The sequence below is a fragment of the Pontibacter roseus DSM 17521 genome, assembly GCF_000373265.1.
GTDB lineage: Bacteria > Bacteroidota > Bacteroidia > Cytophagales > Hymenobacteraceae > Pontibacter > Pontibacter roseus.
Genome location: NZ_KB890765.1, coordinates 368,193 through 392,960, shown reverse-complemented (window position 1 = coordinate 392,960; position 24,768 = coordinate 368,193). Strand labels below are relative to the sequence as shown.

Annotated in this window: 17 protein-coding genes; 13 read left to right on the top strand and 4 right to left on the bottom strand. The window is 56.1% G+C overall.

What is annotated here, in order from left to right:
- Positions 1 to 2 precede the first annotated feature (2 nt).
- A complete protein-coding gene (locus B051_RS0113190; RefSeq protein WP_018478680.1) occupies positions 3 to 2,831 on the bottom strand; it encodes an alpha-amylase family glycosyl hydrolase in 2,829 nt (942 codons plus the stop codon).
- A 727-nt stretch (positions 2,832 to 3,558) separates the two neighbouring features.
- Between B051_RS0113190 and B051_RS0113185 the strand changes: the two genes are divergently transcribed.
- The 7 genes from B051_RS0113185 (at position 3,559) to B051_RS0113155 (ending at position 16,290) form a co-directional block, all read left to right on the top strand.
- Positions 3,559 to 3,789, top strand: coding sequence for a hypothetical protein (locus B051_RS0113185; RefSeq protein WP_018478679.1), 231 nt, complete (start codon positions 3,559 to 3,561; stop codon positions 3,787 to 3,789).
- A complete protein-coding gene (locus B051_RS0113180) occupies positions 3,770 to 6,901 on the top strand; it encodes a SusC/RagA family TonB-linked outer membrane protein (protein ID WP_018478678.1) in 3,132 nt (1,043 codons plus the stop codon). The genes B051_RS0113185 and B051_RS0113180 overlap by 20 nt, the downstream gene beginning before the upstream one ends.
- A 15-nt stretch (positions 6,902 to 6,916) precedes the next feature.
- A complete protein-coding gene (locus B051_RS0113175; RefSeq protein WP_018478677.1) occupies positions 6,917 to 8,509 on the top strand; it encodes a RagB/SusD family nutrient uptake outer membrane protein in 1,593 nt (530 codons plus the stop codon).
- Positions 8,510 to 8,578: 69 nt separating this feature from the next.
- On the top strand, positions 8,579 to 9,667 hold the full coding sequence (locus tag B051_RS0113170; RefSeq protein ID WP_018478676.1) for a SusE domain-containing protein: 1,089 nt from the start codon (positions 8,579 to 8,581) through the stop codon (positions 9,665 to 9,667).
- Positions 9,668 to 10,057: 390 nt separating this feature from the next.
- Positions 10,058 to 11,659 carry an alpha-amylase family glycosyl hydrolase gene (locus tag B051_RS0113165; protein WP_018478675.1) on the top strand — a complete coding sequence of 534 codons (1,602 nt, stop codon included), beginning with the start codon at positions 10,058 to 10,060 and terminating at the stop codon, positions 11,657 to 11,659.
- A gap of 52 nt (positions 11,660 to 11,711) precedes the next feature.
- Positions 11,712 to 12,890, top strand: a complete 1,179-nt coding sequence (locus B051_RS0113160) for an aldose epimerase family protein (protein ID WP_018478674.1) — start codon at positions 11,712 to 11,714, stop codon at positions 12,888 to 12,890.
- Positions 12,891 to 13,572: 682 nt separating this feature from the next.
- Positions 13,573 to 16,290, top strand: a complete 2,718-nt coding sequence (locus B051_RS0113155) for an alpha-L-rhamnosidase-related protein (protein ID WP_157578857.1) — start codon at positions 13,573 to 13,575, stop codon at positions 16,288 to 16,290.
- Between the two features lie 123 nt (positions 16,291 to 16,413).
- Here the strand turns inward: B051_RS0113155 and B051_RS0113150 are convergent, their stop codons facing one another.
- From B051_RS0113150 to B051_RS0113135, 3 genes are all read right to left on the bottom strand, one after another.
- Positions 16,414 to 16,758 (bottom strand): hypothetical protein, encoded by a 345-nt coding sequence (locus B051_RS0113150; protein WP_018478672.1) that lies wholly within the window; start codon positions 16,756 to 16,758, stop codon positions 16,414 to 16,416.
- 6 nt (positions 16,759 to 16,764) lie between these two features.
- On the bottom strand, positions 16,765 to 18,363 hold the full coding sequence (locus tag B051_RS22840; RefSeq protein ID WP_018478671.1) for an FAD-dependent oxidoreductase: 1,599 nt from the start codon (positions 18,361 to 18,363) through the stop codon (positions 16,765 to 16,767).
- Between the two features lie 196 nt (positions 18,364 to 18,559).
- Positions 18,560 to 19,411, bottom strand: coding sequence for a cyanophycinase (locus tag B051_RS0113135; RefSeq protein WP_018478669.1), 852 nt, complete (start codon positions 19,409 to 19,411; stop codon positions 18,560 to 18,562).
- Between the two features lie 172 nt (positions 19,412 to 19,583).
- Between B051_RS0113135 and B051_RS0113130 the strand changes: the two genes are divergently transcribed.
- From B051_RS0113130 to B051_RS0113105, 6 genes are all read left to right on the top strand, one after another.
- Entirely contained in the window at positions 19,584 to 19,850 is a 267-nt protein-coding gene (locus B051_RS0113130) for a hypothetical protein (RefSeq protein WP_018478668.1), read from the top strand.
- 101 nt (positions 19,851 to 19,951) lie between these two features.
- Positions 19,952 to 21,235, top strand: a complete 1,284-nt coding sequence (locus B051_RS0113125; RefSeq protein ID WP_018478667.1) for a metal-dependent hydrolase family protein — start codon at positions 19,952 to 19,954, stop codon at positions 21,233 to 21,235.
- A gap of 62 nt (positions 21,236 to 21,297) precedes the next feature.
- The gene (locus B051_RS0113120; RefSeq protein ID WP_018478666.1) at positions 21,298 to 22,203 is read left to right on the top strand and encodes a LysR family transcriptional regulator; all 906 of its coding nucleotides are present in this window, start codon (positions 21,298 to 21,300) and stop codon (positions 22,201 to 22,203) included.
- Between the two features lie 63 nt (positions 22,204 to 22,266).
- A complete protein-coding gene (locus tag B051_RS0113115) occupies positions 22,267 to 23,472 on the top strand; it encodes a threonine synthase (protein WP_026236387.1) in 1,206 nt (401 codons plus the stop codon).
- A gap of 278 nt (positions 23,473 to 23,750) precedes the next feature.
- Complete coding sequence (locus B051_RS0113110) at positions 23,751 to 24,125, top strand: methylglyoxal synthase (protein WP_018478664.1); 375 nt, start codon at positions 23,751 to 23,753, stop codon at positions 24,123 to 24,125.
- 84 nt (positions 24,126 to 24,209) lie between these two features.
- Entirely contained in the window at positions 24,210 to 24,665 is a 456-nt protein-coding gene (locus tag B051_RS0113105; protein ID WP_157578855.1) for a hypothetical protein, read from the top strand.
- Positions 24,666 to 24,768: the final 103 nt, after the last annotated feature.

The window sequence follows — 24,768 nt, the reverse complement described above, 5'->3', positions numbered from 1 at the left end:
GGCTATTCCTGCACCTTTGTCATTTTATGGGAAGTACTTTTGTCGCCCTGCTCCACCTGCAGATAATAGATGCCGGCCGGCACCCGCTGTAACCGGATAGGCTGCAGCTGGTGCTGCTGGTGCTTGAGGAAACGCACCGTCTGGAGTTGGCGACCGGTCATGTCGATGAGCTGCACCTGCACCTGCCCCCTGAAGTCACCCGCCAAGTCAAGCAGCGTGGTTTCCTGTAGCGGGTTCGGATATACCTGCACCTTCTCGCCTGCCAGTTCCTCTTCTTCGGCTGACAGCACCACCCCCTGCCAGGGCACCAGTCCGGGTGGTGGTGTTTCCAGCTTTTTGGTGCTGTAGAGGTGGAACTCGCCTGGCTCCAGCTGTATATCCTCCGCGACATCGGTTATGCTGATTTCGCGGCCTGAGAAGAAATCGTACCAGATGCCGGCCACCGGAAAATTGCCTGGCACAAGCTGCCGCTTCACATCAAAGTTACCCACCAGGAACACATCCATGCTCTCATGGTACAGCATGATACGCTTCACCATACCTGTCAGGTCCAGCTTGAAATCAGAAGTGGAGAAGGCCGGCTCTGTCAGTTTGAGTTGGATGAGTTCGGCGTATACCTGGTACAGTTTCTGGCGCTCGGCCTGCTGCTGGTATTCCCATCGGATGGGCTTGGCTCCCGTGCGGCCGCCCTGCTCAATGGACACATCATAACCTAACTCTCCGAACTGCCAAATCATTTTGGGTCCAGGTATTGGCAGGAAGAAGGCAGCTGCCAGCTTAGCCCGGTCTAGCGCAGTGGGAAGGCTGCGGGTGTTGTAGCTGCCGTCTCGGTTGCCGTTCTGCAGCACATCGTATACCAGGCGCTCCTCATCATGGCTCTCCATATACCCTATCACATGGGGTTTTTCCCATTCCCGCACCCGGTAGGAAATCCACTGCGGATTCGCGGGCTGCCCCTTGGCCATGTTGCGATAATCGTGGTTGAGGTTGCCCCAGAACAGCATTCCGTAATTGGCCAATTCACGCTCCTCCTGGTTGTCGGCAAAGTGCTCCAGAATGACGTAGGCCGTCTCGTCGTAGCGCCTGATTTCGTCGTAGATGCGCTTCCAAGTCGCGACGCGGCCCGCATCGTAATTCCCCCAGGCGCTCACATTCTCCCCCGTGTTCTTCTGCGTAAACCCTTTGGAGAGGTCGAAGCGGTAGCCGTCAATGTTGTACTCCTCCAGCCAATGGCGGCTCACCCGTTCCACCAGCGCCCTGGTGGCCGGACTTTCGTGGTTGAAGTCGAAGAACACGCTGAAGGGGTGCGTGGCCTGCTGGTTGAAGAAAGGGCTGTTCTCTGTAGGCCGGTCGCGCTCATCGTCCCAGTACATTTTCACATAGGGGTGCTCGTAATCGGCCTGGTTGAGTACGATGTCCAGAATAACGGCTATACCTAGTTCGTGACACTTGTCGATGAAGGCCTTCAAATCATTTCGGGTGCCATAGGCCTTGTCAGGCGCGAAGAAGAAAGTCGGATTGTAGCCCCAGGAGTCGTTGCCCGTGAACTCCATCACCGGCATCAGCTCGATGGCGTTGATGCCCAGCCGCTTCAGGTAAGTGAGCGTATCGGTCAGGGTTTTGTAGTTGCGGGCCGCGATGAAATCGCGCACGTGCAGCTCGTATACCACCAAGCTCTCCGGCTCGGGTCTTTCGAAATCCTTCACTTTCCAGGTATAGTCTGCCTGGTTCGTCTGCAGCACCGACACAATACCAGTCGCCCCCTCGGGGTAAGGCTTCAGGTTGGGATAGGTAGCGGCGGGTATGAATCGGTCATGGTCCGGGTCGAGGATTTTCTCGGCATAGGGGTCCGCCACGGCGATGGTGCCATCCACGAGGTACTGGAACGCCACCTCCTGCCCCACCGGCAGGTTGGCCAGCTCCAGCCAATAGCGGGTTCCGTCGGGGGTGCGTTTCATGAGGTACTGTGGGCTGCGCTGCCACTCGTTGAACTCCCCGATGGCGTATACGAAACTTTTGTTCGGAGCATACAGCACGAGCACCGCCTTGTCTGGACCGGTGTAGTTGATGCCATCCTTCAGGCCAGAGGGCAGGGCGGCCACTGCCGGCTTGGGTTTCACAGTGAAGGTGAATCGGTCAGTGGCGGTCTCGGTGGCGGTCCGGGCCTCCACCTCCACTGTGCGGGTAACTCCGGCCTGATTCCCTGCAGAAAGAGAATACGCCAGTCTGTCGCTGTTGGTCACCGTGTGCACCACTGTGTTACCAAGGCGCACCGTCAGGGTGGCTGGAGCGGAGGCGGAGGCTTTGACAGGTATAGCGGCGTTGGCCTCCACGAAGAGGTTTTCCCCGGCTGGCGACTCTAGGACTACTTGCAGGCTATTGGTGTAGATATCTACGAAGAAATCCTCGGTTTGGGCGGTGCCGTTTCCATTCTTCAGCAGCAGCCCCAACCGGTTGATGGTCTTACCGGCCGGCACGCCGAAGTACTGTTTGGGCACCAGTTTGAGTTCCCAGCGGTCGTTGCCCAGGTACGTCATCTTACCCGGCGCGAAAGGCTGTGAGAAATTCGTCTGCCCGGCTGGCTGGTACTCAAAGGCGTTGGTGGAGCCCACCGTGCCCGCACCCGACCACAGGTATACGTCATCGGTTTTGCCCAACAGGTTGCGCGCACGAGAATCCTTGGCCTGCTTCACATCGAAAATCAGCGTCACCTCCTGGCTCTCCGTCGGGAAGGCAGGTATGGTCTGCACGGCCTGCCCAATCGACAGCAGGGGCAGCGACACGAAAAACAGGGCAAGAAAGCAGAAGAGACGCGTAGAGGTAGGTGCCATATCTTAAGGAAATGAAGGATGCAAACAGGCTCCAGTCAAACAATTGAGGCCAAGGTATCTAAACACGAACCTGTACCACCTTCCAGGCAGGTATAGCAGCGTGCATTAGAATCAGGCAATTATCTTTTGGGGGAGCAGGTATACAGCCTCTATACGGCTGAGCGGAGCATCTGGAAGTATTTCCCATCCAAAAATAAAACGCATCGCTCCTTCCCCTGCCACAGGATACAAATTCCTACTGCGCAGGTTCATTTAACCTACCTAGCTGCCGCCTCTCCTGCTCCTCACTTTAGGTATAGCAACACCTAAAACAGCTCGTGACAGGAACCCATCGGTAGACGTCAGCAACACGCTTCTAAACACTGTCCGGTTACTCCCCAACAAATTGCATTTTATCAACCCAAGCAAATCTGAATCCCTTGTTACACTAACATTTTTGAGGAAACTCACACAATCCAATTGCCTGATAATCCGTAATAGTACTCAGCGACCTTACGATTGTATCTATTCCATAGCAATTACAGGGCATGTGCGTTGGGAAGGGCAGGCAAAGGGCAATTTTTCTTCTACGAAGCCATGCTCATTTTACGACTTCTAAACATAGGCAAAAAACTGTGTCCTTGGTTCAGAGTTCCACGTATACGACCGTGAAAAAAGATAAAGTAGTACCTGACCAGGCCAGCATACGGCTGAAAATTGGACTAAGTACCGCGAGCAGGCAAGCTACATGAGCCAGACAACGAAACGCAACATAACAGCAGACACAAAGGCACCTGGAAAGCAGATACAACTGGCACGCTATACCTCTCAGAGAGGCGACAAGGGGTATTTCAACAAATATAAGAACATGATGCCGGTGCAGCCCAACAAACAGACAGTTAGCGCATACCTGACACGAGAAACATACAACAAGCTCACTATAATTAAACCACTTATCTATGGCACATACATCTACTAAGAGACTGGGTTCCCTTGGACTGGCTGTGGCCTTTTGCTGCTTCCAGTTACCTGGAGCCGCTCAAGGTTACAAAGGGCCGGGGCCGAACCTGGCCGCCACCTCCACCAGTTGGCAGGGTTTAGCAACCAACGCTGGCAATAGCCCGCTGAACATGCCCAGTGGCAACCTGACGCCGGTTGCCGCCAACATTGCCCGGCCTGTGGCAATGCCCGCCGCTGACGTGGTGCAGGACGTGGCCGTGAGCGGCCGCGTGTTGGACGAAACCGGCGAAGGATTGCCTGGCGTGACGGTTGTGCTGCAGGGCACCACCCGCGGCACCTCCACCAATGCCAACGGCGAGTTCACGCTTCCGGTACCTGCCTCCGGTGGCACATTGGTATTCTCCTTCATCGGCTACACCACCCAACAGGTGCCTATCAACAACCAGTCTACCATCAACGTGACCATGCAAACAGACGCCAAGGCGCTGCAGGAAGTAGTGGTGGTAGGTTATGGTACCCAGCGAAAAGAAGACCTGACCGGCTCGGTGACCGTTGTTTCGGAGGAAGATTTTCAGCAAGGTAACATCACCACGCCAGAGCAGCTCATTGCCGGTAAAGTGGCCGGGGTGCAAATCACCTCCAACAGCGGTGCGCCGGGCGCCGGCAGCCGCATCCGCATACGCGGTGGCTCCTCGCTCAACGCCAGCAACGACCCGCTCGTGGTGATTGACGGCGTGCCCGTGGACAATGCCAGTATATCGGGCTCCGCAAACCCCCTGTCGATGATCAACCCGAATGACATTGAGACTTTCAACGTGCTCAAAGATGCCTCGGCCACGGCCATTTACGGTTCCCGTGCCTCCAACGGTGTTATCATCATCACAACCAAAAAGGGCCGCGCCGGAGACAAGATGCGCGTCAGCCTGAGCTCGCAGGCATCACTGGCTGAGGTGACCGAAACCGTGGATGTGCTGACCGGTGATGAATACCGTGCAGCCGTCAATCAATATGCCCTTCCAGGAAGCCGAGCCCTGCTAGGCAACGCCAACACCGACTGGCAGGACCTCATCTACCAGAACGCTTTCACAACGGATAACAACCTGAGCGTGAGCGGCTCTGTCAATACACTGCCTTACCGGGTGTCCATCGGTCACCTAGACCAGGAAGGAGTTTTGAAGACATCCCGGGTGAAAAGAACAACTGGTTCCCTCAGCCTCAACCCCTCTTTCCTGGATGACCACCTGAAGATAAACTTGAACGTGAAAGGCTCCCTGGCCAAGAACAGGTTTGCCGATGAAGGCGCCATTGGCTCAGCAGTGACCTTTGACCCAACTCAGCCTGTTTACCAAGAAGGCAACGCATTTGGTGGCTACTTTGAGTGGATGGAAGGCAGTGGCATTAACACACTGGCTCCCCGCAACCCGCTGAGTATGCTGGAACAACGCAACGACCGCAGCGAGGTGAGAAGAAGCATCGGCAACTTACAGCTCGACTACAAGCTGCATTTCCTGCCAGACCTGCGCGCCAATCTGAACCTGGGCTACGACGTCTCCAAAGGCGAAGGCTCTGTGACGCTGCCTCCTACGCTGGCCTCTGTGTATGCGCAAGGCGGTAGCATTTCTCAGTATGAGCAGAAAAAGACCAACAACCTCCTGGACTTCTACCTGAACTATGCGAAAGACTACGCCACCTTCGGCCGTGTGGACCTGACGGGAGGTTACTCTTACCAGAAGTTCAATACAGAAATACCCCCGTTTGCCACGGTGAACTTCGCTGGTGATACCATTACGCAAGCGCCTATACCCAATGAGTTCACCAACGTGCTCATCTCCTTCTTCGGCAGGCTGAACTATACCTTCAGGGACCGCTACCTCCTAACCGCTACCATCCGTCGGGATGGCTCCTCCCGATTCAGCCCGGACAACCGCTGGGGTACCTTCCCAGCCCTTGCCCTTGGTTGGCGAATCAATGAGGAGGCTTTCCTCAAAGACGTGGCTGCCATTTCTGAACTGAAACTCAGGCTCGGCTACGGCGTGACGGGCCAGCAGGACATCGGTCCGTACTACCCATACCTGCCGCGCTATGCGTTCAGCAACAACGAGGCGCAGTACCAGTTGGGTGACCAATTCTACTCCACCCTCCGGCCTGCCGGCTATGATGAGAACATCAAATGGGAAGAGACAGAGACCTGGAACGCCGGCCTGGACTTCGGAATCCTGAACGGCAGGGTGTCCGGTAGCTTGGACTACTATTTCAAGAAGACGAAAGACCTGCTAGCTGAAATTCAAGTACCGGCAGGTTCCAACCTGACCAACCGCCTCTTCACCAACGTAGGCAACCTGGAGAACAGAGGCGTGGAGGCCATCCTGAACTTCGCGGCCATCAGCACCGAACGCGTGCGCTGGGACCTCTCTTTCAACGGCACCTACAACGAGAATGAAATCACGAACCTGAGCAGGGTACCCGACGATGGGACCTCCATCGGCTTCCGGGTAGGTGGCATTGGCGGCGGCGTGGGCAACCAGATTCAAATCAACTCCGTGGGCTTCCCCCGCAACGCGTTCTATGTGTACAAGCAGGTATACGACCAAAACGGCAGGCCGATAGAGCGACTGTATGCTGACCTGAGCCAGGATGGCAGCTTCTCGGACGATGACCTCTACCGCTACAAGAGCATTGACCCGAAAGTGTTCCTGGGCTTCAGCTCCCAGCTCGCCTACGACAAGTGGAGCCTGGGCTTTGTGCTGCGTGCCAACATCGGCAACTATGTGTACAACAACATCAACGCGGCCAATGCCTTCTACAACAACCTGGACTGGCCCGGCTACCTGCTCACCATACCTACAAACGTGCGGGAGACCGGCTTTGTGGGTGAGCAATCGGAGCGTCTATTCTCGGATTACTTCGTGGAGAACGCCTCCTTCCTGCGCATGGACAACCTGAACCTGGGCTATAACTTCGGCAGCGTGCTGAACGACAGAATCAACCTGAGGGCAACGGCTACCGGTCAGAACCTGTTCGTAATTACCAAGTACTCTGGCCTTGACCCTGAGGTGGCCTCTGGCATCGACAACAACTTCTATCCACGGCCCCGCATCTACTCCCTGGGTCTGAACATTGACTTCCAATAACAAAAGCCCGAAAAGATGATAACGAAATACATAAAGAAGATTTTGCTGGCAGGTATGATGGCGTTCTCCATCGCAGCCTGTACCGATGACCTGGACCAGGTGCCGCCTTACGAGGTGACCTCCGCCACGGTGTACAACGACTTCAACAACTACAAGCAGGTGCTGGCCAAGATGTACGCCGGCTATGCCGTGACAGGCCAGCAGGGCCCTGCCGGCAACCCCGACATTCTGGGCGGCGATGAGGGCTTCTCGAGTTACCTGCGCCAGTACTGGCAGTTGCAGGAATTGACCACCGATGAGGCGGTGATTGGCTGGGGCGATGCCGGCCTCCCGAACCTGCATGCCATGAACTGGACGCCGAACAACCAGTTCGTGACGGCCATGTTCAGCCGCATCTACTATCAGGTGTCGCTCACCAACGAGTTCATCCGGGAGCTGTCCGATGACCGCCTGAATGACCGCGGCATAACGGGAACCAACCAGGAGACGGCTAATACCTACCGTGCCGAAGCCCGCTTCCTGAGAGCCCTGAGCTACTGGCACGCCCTGGATTTGTATGGTGGCGGTGTTCCGTTCGTAACGGACACTAACAGTGTAGGAGCTTTCTTCCCGGAGCCTGTCACCCGTGAAAGGCTCTTCAGCTATGTAGAAAAGGAACTGCTGGAGATTGAGAACGCACTGGCTCCGGCCGGCACCAACGAGTATGGCCGGGCAGACCAGGCCGCCGCCTGGACCCTCCTCTCCAAGCTATACCTGAACGCAGAGGTATACACGGGCCAGCCCAAGTATGCGGAAGCAGCTACCTACGCCAAGAAGGTGATTGACTCCGGTCAGTTCAGCCTGGAGCCACGGTACGGCAACCTGTTCCGGGCAGACAATCATAAGTCCCCCGAAATCATCTTCCCCATCGCGTTTGACGGTACCCGAACCCAGACCTTCGGCGGCATGACCTACCTCACGCACGCTCCTGTCGGCCCTACTATGGAGAAAGATACATTTGGTATCGAAGGCGGCTGGGCCGGATTGCGCACCACCGCAGCCATCGTGAACCTGTTCCCGGGCAACGGGCAGGACAAGCGCGCCATGTTCCACACACGGGGGCACAGCCTGGAAATCAACCAGATTGGTGAGTTCACCGAGGGCTACCCTATCACCAAGTACCGGAACGTAACCTCCACCGGACAGAAGGGCTCTCACTCAACCGGTGCCTTCCCTGACACCGACTTCCCGATGTTCCGACTAGGTGACGTATACTTGATGTATGCCGAGGCGGTGCTCAGAGGTGGCGGCGGCTCCGCCGCTGAGGCCCTGGACCTGGTGAACCAACTGCGCCGCAGGGCCTACGGCGGCACAAGCGGCAACATCACGCAGGGCCAACTCACGCTCGACTTCATCATAGATGAGCGCGCGCGCGAACTCAGCTGGGAGGCCCACCGCCGCACCGACCTGATTCGCTTTGGCCGGTTCACGGGTGCCAACTACCTGTGGCCATGGAAAGGTGGCGTGCCCGGTGGCAGGGCCGTGGAGGACTTCCGGGTGCTCTTCCCGCTGCCGACTGACGACGTGATTGCCAACCCGAACCTGGTGCAGAACCCGAATTACAGATAACGGCAAGGCAGGTATAGATTTAAGGTCTATACCTGTTCCTTCCATACAATCACTTTAAATAGCCTTCAAATGAAAACGTGGATAAACAAGATATTCCTTCTCAGCGCGCTCTCGCTCGTGCTTTTCTCCTGCGAGAAAGACGAGGACCGGGTGGTGCTGAACGCAGGTGCCGCCCCTGCCCTCACGGCCTCCTCCACTGACCTGGTGTTGCTGGAAGAGGAGGCGGGAGAAGAAGCCGTCACCCTCCGCTGGTCACAGGCAGATTATGGCTTTGACGCCGCCGTCAGGTATACCCTGCAACTGGACATAAAAGGCAACAACTTTGCTGCGCCGGTGGAGAGCGACCTGGGCTATACCATGGAGAAAACCTTCACCGTGGCCGAGCTGAACAGCCTGCTGAACCGCCTGCCCATCACGGGCTTTGCCGAAAATGAGGTGGACGTACGACTCAAGGGAGAGGTGTCTGAGTTCGTTGACCCGGTTTTCTCCAATGTGACGACCCTCAACGTGACGCCATACCTCTCTGCTCCCCCGTATGCCACCGTGTACCTGGTGGGTGACGCGACAGAATTCGGCTGGGACCAGACTCAGGCAACGCCCATGTACCGCAGCGAAGAGGATGTGTTCGTCTATACCTACACCGGTCCGTTGAAGGCTGGTGGCCTGAAGTTCCTGGGCGTGAAAGGCAAGTGGGCGCCACAGTGGGGCAACAACGGCAGCAACGGCATAGCCTTCCGGGAGACCGAACAGGACCCGGACCCGGGCACCTTTACCATTCCGGCCGCTGGTTTCTACACCGTCAACCTGGACCTGCGCAACAACACCTATTCCATCGAGCCATACAATGCAGCCAGTGCCCGAACTTTCCCATCTGTCGGCATCATTGGGGCGTTCAACGGTTGGGGCGACATTGAGCCGATGACTAAATCAGCCTTCAATCCGCACGCCTGGACCATCGACTATACCTTTGCCGAAGATACCGAGCTCAAGTTCAGACACGCCCCCAACTGGGACGTGAACTGGGGCGCACCGAAAGGAAAAGAGGCGGAGATTTTCGGAAAAACTTCGCAGGGCAACGAGAACCTGAAAGTGACGGCCGGCACCTATACCATCCTGTTCAACGACCTGACCGGGCACTATGTCTTCATTGAGAAATAAAGCATTCGCCTGATTTTTAAACAACTCTTCACAAGCCCGGCAATACCTGTTGCCGGGCTTGTTTCAAATTAGTATGGCGTCTTTTTCAAAAATTGATTTCGAAAGCATGAAGCTTTTCTACAGTCCCGATAGCTTCGCACCTGCTGGTTGCCCTGCTCAGCGTTGCGGTACTGCCGCAGCACCGCGCTATCGGAAGTATAGGCACCTTGAATAACATCACCGAAGCAGATTAGGAAGCATAGTACATCACCAGCAAATAAATCAACATTTTTACAAGTGACATGGCGCAGGAAAAATCCTTTTTCGAAGGGGGCAGGAATATGACAATCGTTTACCCAGGTATACCGACCGCAACATGACGAACAACTGACACGCAAGCCAAGAACAACCATGAAGAAACGAAGCTTATTTCAGCACCTGCTGCTCCTGCCTGCGCTATACCTGATAGTAGGCTGCAGCACCCCGGCGCAGCAGGCCGACAACGGCAACCAGCAGCCACCTGTTACGCACGCCGCCAAAGCAAGTGACTGGCCGCGCGGCGTCTCCTATGAGATATTCGTGCAGTCCTTCTGCGACTCCAACAACGACGGCATCGGCGACATCAAAGGCATGACCTCCAAGCTCGATTACCTGAAACAATTAGGTATAGAAGGCATCTGGCTGATGCCGATAAGCCCCTCTCCTTCCTACCACAAATACGACGTGACCGACTACTACGGCATCCACCCCGATTACGGCACCATGGCGGATTTCAAGGAGTTTGTCGCAGAGGCGCACAAGCGCGGCATCAACGTGGTAATTGACCTGGTGCTCAACCATTCCGGCAGCGACCACCCTTGGTTCAAGGCCGCCGCCAAAGATGCAAACAGCCCCTACCGCGACTACTATGTATGGGCGCACAAAGACGACCCGCAGACCCAGAGCGAAGGCAAGACCACCGGCGATGACTCCCACAACGTGAACCATTGGCACAGCGTACCCGGCAGCGATTACAAGTACTTCGGCTACTTCTGGGGTGGTATGCCCGACCTGAACTTCGATAACCCGAAAGTGCGGGAGGAAGCCTATAAAATCGGGCGGTTCTGGCTGGAGGAAGTGGGGGTGGATGGGTTCCGGCTCGACGCCGCCCGCCATATCTTCACCGATGACCGGCAGCAGGACAACCACCAGTTCTGGGAAGAGTTTCTGGCGGAGATGCGTAAGGTGAAGCCCGATGTATACCTGGTGGGCGAAGTATGGGCAGAGGCCGATGTCGTAGCGCCTTATACCAAGGGCCTGCCGGCTCTGTTCAACTTCGAGATGAGCTGGAAAATTCTGGACGCCCTTAAAAATGGTACCGGCGACTCACTGGCTATCCACCACGACCGCATCATAGGAGCTTACCAGAACGTGAACCCCGATTTCGTGGACGCCACCATCCTGAGTAACCACGACCAGAACCGCATCATGAGCGAAGTGAACAGCGACATGAACAAGGCCAAAACAGGCGCCTCGCTCCTACTTACCTTGCCTGGCTCCCCTTACATCTACTACGGCGAGGAAATAGGTATGCTGGGCAAGAAGCCGGACGAGCAAATCCGGGAGCCGTTCCTGTGGGACGTGAAGGAGAAGGACGCCTGCCGCACCACCTGGATGGAGCCCCAGAACAGCACCGAGCAGACGGTAAGGCCGGTCGCCGTGCAGGAAAAAGACAAAACCTCATTGCTGAACCACTACAAAACGCTGATAAAGCTGCGTAACAGCAGCCCGGCCCTGACCTTGGGTGCCATAGAGCCCGTTCCCCTGGACAACCGCGCTGTAAGCGCTTTCCTGCGCACGCACGAAAATGACAACGTGCTGGTGCTGCACAACGTGTCCGGTTCAGCGGCCAATGTCACCCTTCCTGATAACCTGAAAGCCTATACCCAGGTGATGTTCCGGCACAACAACGCGCAGCAGGCGAAGGGCACGGTGCAACTGCCCGCCTACAGCACTCTGGTGCTGAAAAAATAAGCACCGTTCCTATACCTTTACTTTAGTAGATTTGATAGCAGCAAGCGCGCTTATGAAAAACCATATCTGGAGAAACACTCTCCTTGCGTTCGCACTTTTCGGGGGGCTCAGTTCCGCTGGTATATCCGGCTGCTCCAGCCCCGAACAGCAAAACGAACAGACCATATCAACAGACGAAGCAGTGACCATGAACATCAAAAGCGAACCCTTCGGCACCGCCCCCGACGGGCAGGAAGTCAGGCTCTTTACCCTGACCAATGCCACAGGCATGACTGTGAAAATCACCAACTACGGCGCCATCGTCACCTCCATCATGACACCTGACCGAGACGGCAACCTCGGCGAAGTCGCGCTCGGTTTTGACAGCGTGGACGGCTACGTGCCCAACGACCCGCACTTCGGGGGCGTGGTGGGGCGCTACGCCAACCGCATCGCCAAAGGCAGGTTCACCTTAGACGGGCAGGAGTACAAACTGGCCACCAATGACGCGCCCAACCACCTGCACGGCGGCAACATCGGCTTCGACCGTGTGGTCTGGACAGCAGAGGATTTGCACGACCAGAACGCCATCCGCCTGACCTACGTGAGCCGGGACGGCGAGGAGGGCTACCCAGGCAACCTGCGCGCCGTGGTGACCTATACCCTCACCGATGACAATGGCCTGAGGATAGAGTACGAAGCCACCGCCGACAAAGCCACGCCAGTCAACCTGACCAACCACAGCTATTTCAACCTGAGTGCCGGTAAGGAAAAGGACATCCTGAAACATGTGTTGACCATCCATGCTGACCAGTACACGGCCACCGACAAAATGCTGATACCTACCGGAGAGCTCGCACCTGTGGAAGGCACACCCTACGATTTCACTGAACCGCAGTCGGTAGGCGACCGCATCAACAACCTGCAGGGCTACGGCTATGACCTGAACTATGTGGTACGCGAAGGCGGAGACAAACTGACACGCGCCGCCACGCTAGAAGACCCAGCCACAGGCCGCGTGATGGAGGTGCACACCACACAGCCCGGCATCCAGCTCTACACCGCCTACCACCTCGACGGCAAGCTGACCGGCCACAACAACACGACCTATGATCGCTACGCTGGTTTGTGCCTGGAGGCGCAGCACTATCCGGACTCCCCGAACCAGGAGAGCTTCCCTTCCGCCATCCTGCGCCCGGGAGAGAAGTACAGCGAGACAACGATTTACAAGTTCGGCGTGGATGGGGAGTAGCGGTTTTGAATGTATTAATTTTGGGGCTTCACAGCAAAGGGATGTCCTGCAGTTGCGGGTGCAACCACCCCTGCCCCTCTCAGAAGGGGATTCCCATGAATGAATTACCACAGGGGGAAGTACACACCCACTGTCATTCCGACTAAAGGAGGAATCTCATACCATACCTGCCGCACATCCAGCGCCAGCGCAGATGCGGCTTTTGTGAGGGCGGTGAGGAAGACACCGGTTACGAACTGCTAGCATGTCTCACCGCCGGTTCCCGCTGCGCTCGCACCGGCGGTGGCTAGGGTAACAGATTCCTCCTTTCGTCGGAATGACAGAAATGGGATGGAATGATGTGGGAGGGTGAGCAGGTGTAGCAGTCTAAGACTGAGTATAGGTATAGCCGACAGGTATAGCAGACATGCTTACAACCTCAGCTACGAAGCAGCGGCCTGAGCCAGGTGCACCGCTGACGATTTTTTGCCAGAGCGGTCAGCGAGTTCAAAAAAGCGTCTTGATTTTTTTGCCTACTTTGGGGGTAGGGGCCCTCGATTTTCATCAAGGAAAAAAGTAAGTCCCCGCCGGACAGGCGAAACTATGAAACAACTTAGGAAGCAACTAGATGAAGCCTTTGTTCAAACAAATACATTATAAAGCTCGACTACAGTAAAAGCTTCCGCTACAAAACATGAACTCTATGAGAAATACATTACCAGCAGTAAGCCTTTGCATCCTTCTCTCCGCAGCCGCCTGCCAGACGCAGCAGCCAGAGGCCAGCACGGCCAGCAACAGCGATGCTCCGATTTACCAATCCGAGGCATATACGGTATACCCCGACCGCGTGGTGCAAGGCAAGTACGTGGCGAAGGTGGTTTCCCCTACCGAAATCACCTCCAGCTACCAGAGCCCGGCCAACGAGTTTCAGTCGCCGGAGGTGCTTTTCAAGTTCAGCATCAACTCCAAAGACAACGAAATGCCGCCGGGTATGGACCATCAGTTCATCTGCCTGGCCGAGGAAGGCGGCAGCTGCGAAACCCCAGTCATAAAATTCGGGCAGCAGCTCAAGAGCGACACGGCTATACCTCCCAAAGCCTTCCTGCGGCCCAACACGCCGTTCAAGGTGCGGGTGGATATGCGGGAGGTGCTCCAGGCGTTTGAGAAACAGGGTTTCTATACCGCCTACAACGGCAGCAAAATCTACAAAGACGATTTCAAGGGCGTCTACATCGCCGGCAACACCACGCCCCTCTCCTGGGACTTTGACAACCTGGCCAGCCGCGAAGGCATGCGGCTGGAAGACCCAGACGGCGATGGCATCTTTGAGGTGACGCTCAACATGAATGCCCACCCCGAGGAGAAATTCACCGCCTCACACTGGAAGCAATCCGCTGCGACAGAGGCGTACCCGCAGTACAGCTCGGAGTACCTCCTTACGGATGCGCTCTACAACCTGACGCTGGAGGAAGTCGTGAAGAACATCGAGCAAGACAGCACCTTCCGGACAGGCAAGGAATGGGCCGGCGTCTGGACACGCGACATCAGCTACAGCCTCATCCTGGGCTTGGCGGCCATAGAGCCGGAGATTGCACGCAAGAGCCTTATGCGCAAAGTGAAGAATAAGAGCATTATTCAGGATACAGGAACGGGCGGCGCCTACCCTGTCTCCACCGACCGCATCGTGTGGGCCATCGCCGCCTGGGAAATCTACACCGTCACAGGCGACCAGGACTGGCTGCGCGAATCGTATGAGATTATCCGCAACTCCATGGAAGACGACCTGCTCAACGCCTTCGACCCAAACACGAACCTGATGCGGGGCGAGTCTTCTTTCCTGGATTGGCGCGAGCAGACCTACCCCAAATGGATGCAACCCGCCGACATCTACGCTTCCCAGAACCTGGGTACTAACGCCGTGCATTACCAGGCCAACATCATCCTGAGCCGCATGGCCACCCTGCTGCAGGACCAGCAAGCCGCCGGCAGGTATAGCCAGCTCGCGGAGCGAATCAAAAAGGGTGTAAACGAGCACCTGTGGCAGGAGGAAAAGGGCTATTACGGCCAGTACCTTTATGGCCGGAACTTCCTGAGTTTGTCGCCGCGTTCGGAGGCGCTCGGTGAGGCGCTGACCGTGCTGTTTGGGGTAGCGGACGCTGAAAGGGCCAAAACCATTGTGGCGAGCACACCGGTCTACGACTTTGGAATCCCGAGCATTTTCCCACAAATCCCGAACATCCCGCCTTACCACAACAACGGCATATGGCCCTTTGTGCAGGCCTATTGGACACTGGCCGCCGCCAAAGCCGGCAACGAAACAGCCACAGTAGAGAGCCTGAATGCCCTCTACCGCCCGGCTGCCCTTTTCCTGACGAACAAGGAAAACTTCGTGGCCAGCAACGGCGATTACGCCGGCACGCAGGTCAACTCGGACCGGCAGCTCTGGAGCGTGGGCGGTTACCTGAGCACTGTCTACAAACTGCTTTTCGGGATGGACTTTCAGGAGGACAGGCTGGTGTTCAAACCTTTCGTGCCGGAGAGCTACAAAGGCAACCGCCAACTCACCAATTTCAGGTATAGAAACGCCACCCTCAACATAGCAATGCAGGGTTTTGGCAACAGCATCCAAACGATTACGCTAGACGGAAAGCCGCTTGCCGGAGCCACCATACCTGCTAATCTCACGGGGCAGCATGAGGTGAAAATAACTCTGACCAATCAAATTACGGACAAGGGCAGCCAGAACAAAGTAGCACACCACGTTTCGCCGGTCACTCCGAACGCCTCCTTTGCTGATGGCAAACTCAGTTGGCAACCCGTGGAGGGCGCGGTCAGCTATACCTTGCTCCGGAACGGAAAGCCGCAGGAAACGACCACCCAAACAGGTATAGCCGTCGCCGCCACCGGGTATGCCGAGTACCAGGTGATTGCCGTGGATGCCGCCGGTTACCAATCCTTTGCCAGCGAACCCGTGGTGGTGGCTGCGCCTGGCCGGGAACAACTGTATGAGGCAGAGGCCATAGCTGCCAAAGCGAGCCAACCCTACAAAGGCTTCTCCGGCAAGGGCTTTGTGGAGGTGAGCAGGAAGGCGAACTCTAACATCACATTCACCGTCACCGCACCTGAGACAGGCACCTATGCCATCGACTTCCGATATGCCAACGGCAACGGTCCCATCAACACCGACAACAAAGCCGCTATGCGCACCCTGAAGAAAGGCAGCAACTTCCTCGGTACTATCGTGCTGCCGCAGCGGGGCATCGGCGAGTGGTCGGACTGGGGCTACACCAACAAGGTATGGGTGCAACTCCGGAAAGGTACCCATGAGCTCTCGCTGACTTTTGAGCCTGCCAACGAGAACATGAACGGCGAAGTGAACCAGGCCATGGTAGACCACCTGCGCATGACTCAGGTAAAATAAAATTTACGGCCATCCAGTCAGCCAACTAAAACACAGGCACCTGAGGCGCATCCGGATTCTGTGACAAAGGCAAGCGCTGCTTCAAAGGAATTTTGAAGCAGCGCTTGCTATACCTGCCGCAGCCTAGCCGTTCAGCGCGAAGACCAGCAGCAGCACGAACCCCGTCACGGCTAGCAGACCATGCCCCACAGCCAGCAGGCGGGGTATAGGCTTTCCCGTCAGGTCGCGGAACACCATATAGATTCCCCCTAGCGCGGCCAGTACAAACAGCACCAGGCTCTCCCAGGGGTTTGGCCCTCCCTTCAGGATGTAGACAATCAGCAGGATGATGCCGATGGCGGCCAGTGGGCCATGCGTGAACACGATGGCCTTTGGCGTCTCTTTGCCGCGCAGCACGAAACTCAGCAGATACATCCCCAGCAAGGCGGCCAGGGCGAAAAATCCGATGGCGATATAGATAGTCGTCATGGCGCGTCAGGTGATGGGGTTGTTCAAATCGCGTTGCCCGGAGTGGTGTCGCTCGTCCTTCACAAGCCGCCCATTGCTGCTGTCAATCTGCTTCGTTTCCAGGTTGGCGATGGCGGGGCCTTCAATCACGCTGCCGTCTATCATGAAGCGGCTGCCGTGGCAAGGGCAGTCCCAGGTGTTCTCGGCGTTGTTCCAATGCACGATGCACTTCATGTGAGTGCATACCGCTGAACAGGCATGCAGGTGGTTGTTCTCATCCCGGTACACCGCTACCTTCTCGCCGTCCATCTCCAGCACTTTTCCTTCGCCCAGCGAAATCTCCGACAGGTGTTCCGCGTCAGCAGAGAAAGGCGAGTCTTTGAGGTATTGGGCAGCTACGTTCACGTTCTCCTTCACGAAGGTGGCGGCGGTAGCCAGGTTCGTGCCGCGGGTGGCGTCAAAGGCCTTCAACCAGGTATTCTCCTTCCCTACCAGCATATCCCCGAGCAGGATGCCGGCTACGGTACCATAGATGAGCCCGTCTGCATAGAAGCCGGTGGCGATGTAGGTGCGACGGGCATCTTTGTGTGTGAGGCCGATGTATGGCACGCCGTCTCCTGACCGGTAATGCTGCGCCGACCAGCGGTATTCCACCGAGGCCACATCGAAATGCTTCCGGGCGTAGTCTTCCAGTTCTTTGAAGTAATGATGGTATTCCTGATGCGAGGCCTGGCCGGTTTTGTGGTGGTTGCCCGCTATCATGAGCATGTCCAGTTCCATGGAGTCGGTGCTGTGGGTGGTGATGGCTTTGTGCATCGTGTCGTTCTGCCAGAAGTAGGCATCCGGATAATTTCCGCTCTTCAGTTTGACGGCTATCACATAGCTGCGGTGCGGCGCCGCTACGGTCTGCACCGTGTGTATACCAATAGGAATGTGCGTGGCGATAACGACTTGCCGGCAGGTGACGGTGCCGTGGTTGGTCTGGATGGTGCAGTGGTCTTTCTCCTCCTTCAGGTCAATGACGGTAGTGTGCTCATACACTTGGCAGCCCCGGCTGGCGATGTCGGTCGCTATACCCAGCACATAGCGCAGCGGGTGGAACCGTGCCTGCCCGTCCATGCGCGCTGCTTTCTGGAACCTGGCTCGCGGCAGCAACGGGATATCATCGACAAACGTCACCGGCATACCAGCACGCTGCAGGGCCTCTACTTCTTTCTCGATGGTGGAGACCATGTCTTTTTCCTGCGTGAAAAAATACCAGGGCCGGCGGGAGAAGTGGCAGTCAATCTTCTTCTGTACGGTTTGCTGCTCAATAAAATCCAGCGCGGACCTGCGGGCCGCCGCCACCGACGTGATGGTTTCCGCATCGCGGCTACCCTGTATCTTATGGTAGTAAGCGCCTGTAGGCACATACAGGTTACCCGTGGACCAGCCGGTAGTGCCGCCTCCCACTCTTCGGGCCTCCAGCACGGCTACGCTTCTGCCGGCGTCGGTCAGTTGCAGGGCTGTGGTGATGCCCGTGATGCCTCCCCCGATGATGGCAACGTCTACATCCAGATTGCCCTCCAGCTCTGGGAACTCAGGGCGATGTGGCGTGGTGACCTCCCAGAAAGATTGTGTTTTCATAGTGTAAGGTTTAGATGGCGTTTTAGACAAAATCCAGGTATAGCCTATGCCCAGACAGTTGGCCCACATAGCCATAGAGGCCGCTGCTCTATACCTTAGAGTCAGCAACAGGATAAAGGTTACAAAGCCAGCGCGGTTTCAGGGTGGGGTGGCTGAAAAGGTATAGGGCAAAGACTAATTCCAAGTGGAATGACACCTACATGATTTTGCCGGTATTTATCCAGAATTCTTTGCCTTTGGGCAGCACATGCATGATCAGGTTCTCCAGGCAAAGCGCCTCGCCTTCTCCGGCAGTGGCATAGTTATTTTCGTCTAGCTTCCGTCCGTCTATCAGAATCACTAGGCCTGAGCCAATCGTCTCCACGCAATCCCCATTCGTAATCAGAATGCCGGTGTCTTCGCCCAGACCAATTCCAATGAGGCTCGGATTAGCCGCGATGGTCTCGATGAGCCGGGGTATGCGGCGGCGGTTGACAAAGTGCGTGTCTATGACCACCTGGTTCACCAGACCCAACCCCTCGCACAGCCGCACCATGCCTTTTACAAGCGGTATTGTCTCTTTGGATTGTTCAATCATGATGTGCGTCAAGGCCATGGCACCTGCGCTGGTGCCCGAAATCAGAAATTTCTCTTCCTGCATGTAGCGCGTCTTGAGCAGTTGCAGCGCCTGGGAACCGGGGAATATCTCGGCGAGACGCGTCTGGTTCCCGCCTGTGAACATTACACCATCCGCTTTGGCCAGCCGTTCCAGGTACTCCGCTTTGTTGGCGTCGGCGGCATCCCGTATGTGGAGTACCCCCACGTTGTCGCAGCCCAGCAGCAGAAAAGCATCCAGGTAGGCTTGTCCCACTTCTTCAGGTATAAGGGAGGCCGTGGTCACCACCTCAATGCGGGTGCCGAGGCCGTGGAGTTCGTCGTGGATGCGCCGCAGGATGCCCTGTTCGAAGAAGCGGATGTTATCCCCCAGTTGTTCATCGGCTGGCCTGGGAACCGAGCCTTTGTCCTCGTTCCCTCCTATGGCCACTATCTTTCCTTTGGGTGCCTCCATAGCTGATGCGGTGTACACCTTAAACGGCTAATCCAGCGGATTCGATGTTGCAAAACACTCACTACCAATACTTACTGCCTACCCACGATAAGGTATAGCCAACATTCTTTCCGCATACCCGAATCTTCTGCGGCGAAGGGCAGTATAAGGTATACTTTCCAAAAACGAACCGATGACACAACGCGAAGTAACCGATACCGACAACACCACCTGGACCTGCGTGCAGGCCTATGGCACCCTTTCGAATGGCAACGCAGAGAAGGCCGCCGAGATGACAGAAGATACCAACGGCGACGTGACCGTGGTCTGCACCCCCAGCGGCGGCGCCCAGACCGTGCGGCTGCAGCTGCCCAAAGACTGGATGGAGCAAACCCCTGACGAAGAACTGGTAGCCAAAATCTCCGGAGGACAAGGACAGCAGCAACCCGCACAGAATTAGGGCAGAAAACAGACGGGGCAACAACTCAAAAACTCCTAGCATTTACTTTTTGGGAAAAGCAGTAAATTGGGTGTTCAAGCTATACCTAACCTGAAGCTGCTATGCGCAAGCCCCTATACCTGAAGCTCCTTCTTTCTCTCGTTTTCCTTTGCTACACCTACCTGGCGGCTGCACAGACGCCCGCTCAGGATACTTGGTACCTGCTCCAACCGGACCGCGTGTTCGACGGCGAGCAGTTGCAGGAAGGCTGGCAGGTGCTGGTGAAAAACAACCGGATTGAGGCGGCAGGCCGAAACGTCACCGCCCCAGCCGCTGCAAATGTCATTGATTTGAAAGGGATGACCCTGATGCCGGGTATGATAGAGGGTCACAGCCACCTGTTCCTGCACCCTTACAACGAAACATCCTGGAACGACCAGGTGCTGAAGGAGTCACGGGTGGAGCGGGTGGCACGTGCAACGGTGCACGCGCAGCAGACCTTACTCGCCGGCTTCACCACCGTCCGCGACCTGGGCACCGAAGGCGCCGGCTACGACGATGTCGGGTTGAAGGCCTCCATCGACAAAGGCGTTGTACCGGGTCCGCGCATGCTCATCGCCACCGAAGCCATTGTAGCCACCGGCAGCTATGGTCCCAAAGAACTCAGCTATGAGATTGAAACGCCCATTGGCGCTGCCGTAGCCGATGGCCTAGACGGCCTGACCCAGGAAGTGCGGAAGCAGATTGGCAAAGGCGCTGATGTCATCAAGGTATACGCCGACTACCGCTGGGGCCTCAATGGCACGGCACAGCCCACTTTCACCGTGGAGGAGCTGAAGAAAATAGTGGAGGTAGCCAACAGCAGCGGCCGCCCCGTAGTGGCCCACGCCTCCACTGTGGAAGGTATGCGTCGCGCCACTCTGGCCGGCGTAGCCACGATTGAGCACGGCGATGAAGCTACGCCGGGAATCCTGCGCCTCATGAAAAAGCACAACGTCGCCCTCTGCCCCACCCTCGCCGCCGGCGATGCCATCCTTCAGTACCGCGGCTGGCAGAAAGGTATAGCCGAAGAACCGGAGCGCATCAAAAACAAGCGCCGGAGTTTCAAAGCAGCCCTGGACAGCGGCGTGACCATCGTGATGGGCGGCGATGTGGGCGTGTTCACCCACGGCGACAACGCCCGCGAAATGGAGATGATGGTGGACTATGGCATGAAACCCCTGGCTGTTCTCCGCTCCGCCACCTCCGGCAATGCCGATGTGCTGGGCATAGGCAACTCCCTGGGCAGAGTCAAAGCGGGTCTTCTCGCCGACCTGGTGGCCGTGGAGGGCAACCCCACAGCGGACATCAAACAGGTGCGGCAGGTCCGGCTAGTGATGAAAGACGGCATTATCTACAAACAATAGGCTGCCGATTCACGCTAAGGCGGCAATTCCCCGTTATACCTGTAACAGCTCTTAATCAAGGTATGCTCTCCCACAAACACGAGATATTCATGGAAGTGGCGCGGCTGCTCAGCTTCACCAAAGCCAGCCAGACGCTCTTTATCAGCCAGTCGGCCATCAGCAAGCAGGTGAAGGCGCTGGAGGAGTTCTACAAGACCGGCCTATTTGAGCGCCTGGGCAACAGCGTGGTGCTCACCCCCGCCGGCAAGCTGCTCTATGAGAAGCTATTAGCCGCCAAGCAGCTGCAGCACGAGCTTTACCAAGATTTCAAGCAGCTGAGCGAGAACTTCTCTCCGCAGGTGAACATGGTGCTGGGTGCCAGCACCACCATCTCGCTCTACATCCTGCCGCCGGTGCTCTCAGCCTATCTGCTGCAGAACCCCAACGTGCAGCTCGACCTCAAGAACCGCAACTCCGAGAACATCCTCAAAGCGCTGCTCGACCATGAAATAGACCTGGGCATTGTGGAGGGTATCAACAAAGTCAGCAACGTCACCTATACTCCATTTTTGACCGATGAGGTGATAGCCGTATGCTCTTCCCGCAACCCGCTCAAGAAGCAGCAACTGGAAGTAAAGGACCTTTTCGACATACCCCTGGCGCTGCGCGAGCGGGGCTCAGGTACGCTGGCTGTACTAGAGGACGCGCTAGAAAAGAAGGATGTCCGGCTCAACGAACTGCCCATCAAAATCAGGCTAGGCGGCACCGAGGCGCTGAAGAACTTCGTTCGGGTCGATACCTGCCTTTCTTTCCTGCCACGGCAGTCGGTGCTGAAGGAGTTGCAATCGGGCGAGTTGGTGGAGGTGGCCATCAACGGCCTGACCATCAAGCGGAGCTTCAACTTCATACAGCGCAAAGGCACCGAGAACAATTTCCCTTACAAGAATTTCATACAGTTCACGAAGCGACATTATTCCATTTCGGCATAGTCTATTCCGAAAGGCTATTTTGTTTCGTCATAACATCTGGCCTATTTGCCGTAGATGTTAGATATGGAAACTACGATTAACCGCCTCCTCAGCCACCTCAGCACCCTTACCTGCTCCAGTTGTGGCACCGCTTATTCCGCCTTTGAAAAACAGACCGTTTCGCCCTGCTGCCAGATGCCGCTGCTGGCCCAGTACCAGCCCGATGAGCCTCTTTCCAAAGAGCTGCTGAAGCAGCGGCCGGGCACCATGTGGCGCTACCTCGAGATGCTCCCGGTACTGCACGAAGAAAACATCGTGAGCCTCGGCGAAGGCTATACCCCCATCCTGACACTCAGCAACCTGGCGAAGAAGCACGAACTCAAATCGCTGCTGCTGAAAGACGAGGGCCAGAACCCGACCGGCTCGTTCAAGGCCCGTGGCCTGAGCATGGCCATCTCTAAAGCGAAGGAACACGGGGTGCAGGGTTGCATCATACCTACCGCTGGCAACGCCGGTGTGGCCATGGCCGCCTACTGCGCTAAGGCAGGTATGCGCGCCACGGTGGTGATGCCCCGCCATACTCCTAAAGCGTTCAAAGAAGAGTGTTACTGGTATGGCGCCGAAGTGGTGCTGGTGGATGGCCTCATCAACGACTGCGCCACCAAGGTGAAAGAACTCAACAGCGCCGGCGAACTGCTGGATGTGTCCACACTCAAAGAGCCCTACCGCCTGGAAGGCAAGAAAACCATGGGCTACGAGATAGCCGAGCAACTGAACTGGCAACTGCCGGACATCATCCTATACCCGGCTGGCGGCGGCACGGGCCTCATCGGCATCTGGAAAGCCTTCAAGGAAATGCAGCAGTTGGGCTGGCTGGAGCCGACGGTGAAACTGCCCCGCATGGTGGCCGTGCAGGCCGCCAACTGCCAACCGCTCGTGGAAACGTTCTATGGCCGGCAAGCCAGCTCTCAGAATTATGTGGGCAAACCCACCATCGCCAACGGCCTGGCGGTGCCGCGTCCGCTCGGTGAGCCGCTCATGCTGCAGACGCTGCACGAGTCCGAAGGCACGGCTATACCTATTACGGAGTCAGAGATGATAGCGGGTCTGCAGGAACTGGGCGCCAACGAGGGGCTGTTTGTGGCCCCCGAGGGAGCCGCCGTCTGGATGGCCGCCCGCAAGCTAATTGCTACCGAATTTATCTCGCCGGACGAACAGATTCTGCTCCTGAACACCGGCTCCGGCCAGAAGTACATGGAGAACCTCAGCCACGTATACTCGCAGTACTAGACGCAGACGGGCTATACCTTTCAAAGCCCTGTGCTTCTTCCACCTGGTAAGGGAGAGGCACAGGGCTTTTTGATGGGCAACACATGGCGGTGCATCCATTGCAGAAACTATCCGGTGCCTCCCTGGCAAGGTATGGCATAACCCCAGCGCCAACGACTGAGAAACACGTTTTCAATCTTTTGAGAGCAGATGCGGTTCTTTTATCTGGAAAACGCTATCTTCACTAGCACCAACGGCTACCTCTTGTCTGTGTAGTCGCCATCTATACCTTATACTGTATGATAACCATCGCATTGATTGCCCACAACAACAAGAAAACAGAGTTGCTGAACTGGGTGAAGGAAAACCAGCAGGCGCTGCGCCAGTACAAACTCGTAGGCACCAGCAACACCTCGAAACTCATCAACGAGCTGCTCGACATGAACATAGAGCCCTTCGGACATGGCCCCAGCGGCGGGGACATTCTGCTGGCTGCCCGGCTGCTCCAGGGTCAAATCCAGAAGGTGATTTTCTTTATCGACGTGGAGACCCCACACGGCCACGAGCACGACATCCAGACGCTCATCCGCACGGCGGTGCTCAACAACATCCCCATCGCCCTAAACCGCGCCTCCGCTGACTTGATTGTGCTGGAGCGGGAAAGCAGAGAGTAGGTATAACGACGAAAAGTATACTCCGCATATAGTGCCAATAACTGTATGTTCACGCTTTCGAGGTAGTTGGTGGTAATAAAATTTATGAAGAAGCTAATACTCTACACTTTCTTGCTTTATAGTTTAGCCAGTTGTTCTATGGGTGCTGGTACTTTGGGTAGTTTCGAAGAGAGAACATTCCCAATAACAGAAACAAGATTAGAAAATGCCATAGACACTCTGTTAGCTCAGCATCCAGAATATTTATTACCCGCTAAATGGGAGGAACTTGATAATTGGGAAGAAAGAGGGTATGACTTTCTGAACGGCAGAATCTTCTACTTCAGCAGCGAACCAGAAGAAATGTATTTTATAACCTTGATTCCGAAAGATAACACCCAAACTTCAGCAATAGCCATCAGGGCTGTAAATAACGGTAAAGCTTGGCAACTGGAAGACTCATTTGATGCATCTGAAAAGAAGAGAATCTTAAATCGCTTTGATGCAGAGATAATAGCAAAGTTGGAGAACATTAGTAGAGTGAAGTCAGAAAAAGAATAACTTCCACCAACACAGTTCAGCCTTTATGCTTGGCTTCGCCTCGCCCATCGGCTGCACGAGCACGTTGGCAAATAATTATAATCATGAAAGTTTCATCAAATCT

Excerpts from the sequence above, each read along its gene's own strand:
- B051_RS0113190 (WP_018478680.1), bottom strand. The coding sequence starts at position 2,831 with ATGGCACCTACCTCTACGCGTCTCTTCTGCTTTCTTGCCCTGTTTTTC.
- B051_RS0113185 (WP_018478679.1), top strand. The coding sequence starts at position 3,559 with ATGAGCCAGACAACGAAACGCAACATAACAGCAGACACAAAGGCACCT.
- B051_RS0113180 (WP_018478678.1), top strand. The coding sequence starts at position 3,770 with ATGGCACATACATCTACTAAGAGACTGGGTTCCCTTGGACTGGCTGTG.
- B051_RS0113175 (WP_018478677.1), top strand. The coding sequence starts at position 6,917 with ATGATAACGAAATACATAAAGAAGATTTTGCTGGCAGGTATGATGGCG.
- B051_RS0113170 (WP_018478676.1), top strand. The coding sequence starts at position 8,579 with ATGAAAACGTGGATAAACAAGATATTCCTTCTCAGCGCGCTCTCGCTC.
- B051_RS0113165 (WP_018478675.1), top strand. The coding sequence starts at position 10,058 with ATGAAGAAACGAAGCTTATTTCAGCACCTGCTGCTCCTGCCTGCGCTA.
- B051_RS0113160 (WP_018478674.1), top strand. The coding sequence starts at position 11,712 with ATGAAAAACCATATCTGGAGAAACACTCTCCTTGCGTTCGCACTTTTC.
- B051_RS0113155 (WP_157578857.1), top strand. The coding sequence starts at position 13,573 with ATGAGAAATACATTACCAGCAGTAAGCCTTTGCATCCTTCTCTCCGCA.
- B051_RS0113150 (WP_018478672.1), bottom strand. The coding sequence starts at position 16,758 with ATGACGACTATCTATATCGCCATCGGATTTTTCGCCCTGGCCGCCTTG.
- B051_RS22840 (WP_018478671.1), bottom strand. The coding sequence starts at position 18,363 with ATGAAAACACAATCTTTCTGGGAGGTCACCACGCCACATCGCCCTGAG.
- B051_RS0113135 (WP_018478669.1), bottom strand. The coding sequence starts at position 19,411 with ATGGAGGCACCCAAAGGAAAGATAGTGGCCATAGGAGGGAACGAGGAC.
- B051_RS0113130 (WP_018478668.1), top strand. The coding sequence starts at position 19,584 with ATGACACAACGCGAAGTAACCGATACCGACAACACCACCTGGACCTGC.
- B051_RS0113125 (WP_018478667.1), top strand. The coding sequence starts at position 19,952 with ATGCGCAAGCCCCTATACCTGAAGCTCCTTCTTTCTCTCGTTTTCCTT.
- B051_RS0113120 (WP_018478666.1), top strand. The coding sequence starts at position 21,298 with ATGCTCTCCCACAAACACGAGATATTCATGGAAGTGGCGCGGCTGCTC.
- B051_RS0113115 (WP_026236387.1), top strand. The coding sequence starts at position 22,267 with ATGGAAACTACGATTAACCGCCTCCTCAGCCACCTCAGCACCCTTACC.
- B051_RS0113110 (WP_018478664.1), top strand. The coding sequence starts at position 23,751 with ATGATAACCATCGCATTGATTGCCCACAACAACAAGAAAACAGAGTTG.
- B051_RS0113105 (WP_157578855.1), top strand. The coding sequence starts at position 24,210 with ATGAAGAAGCTAATACTCTACACTTTCTTGCTTTATAGTTTAGCCAGT.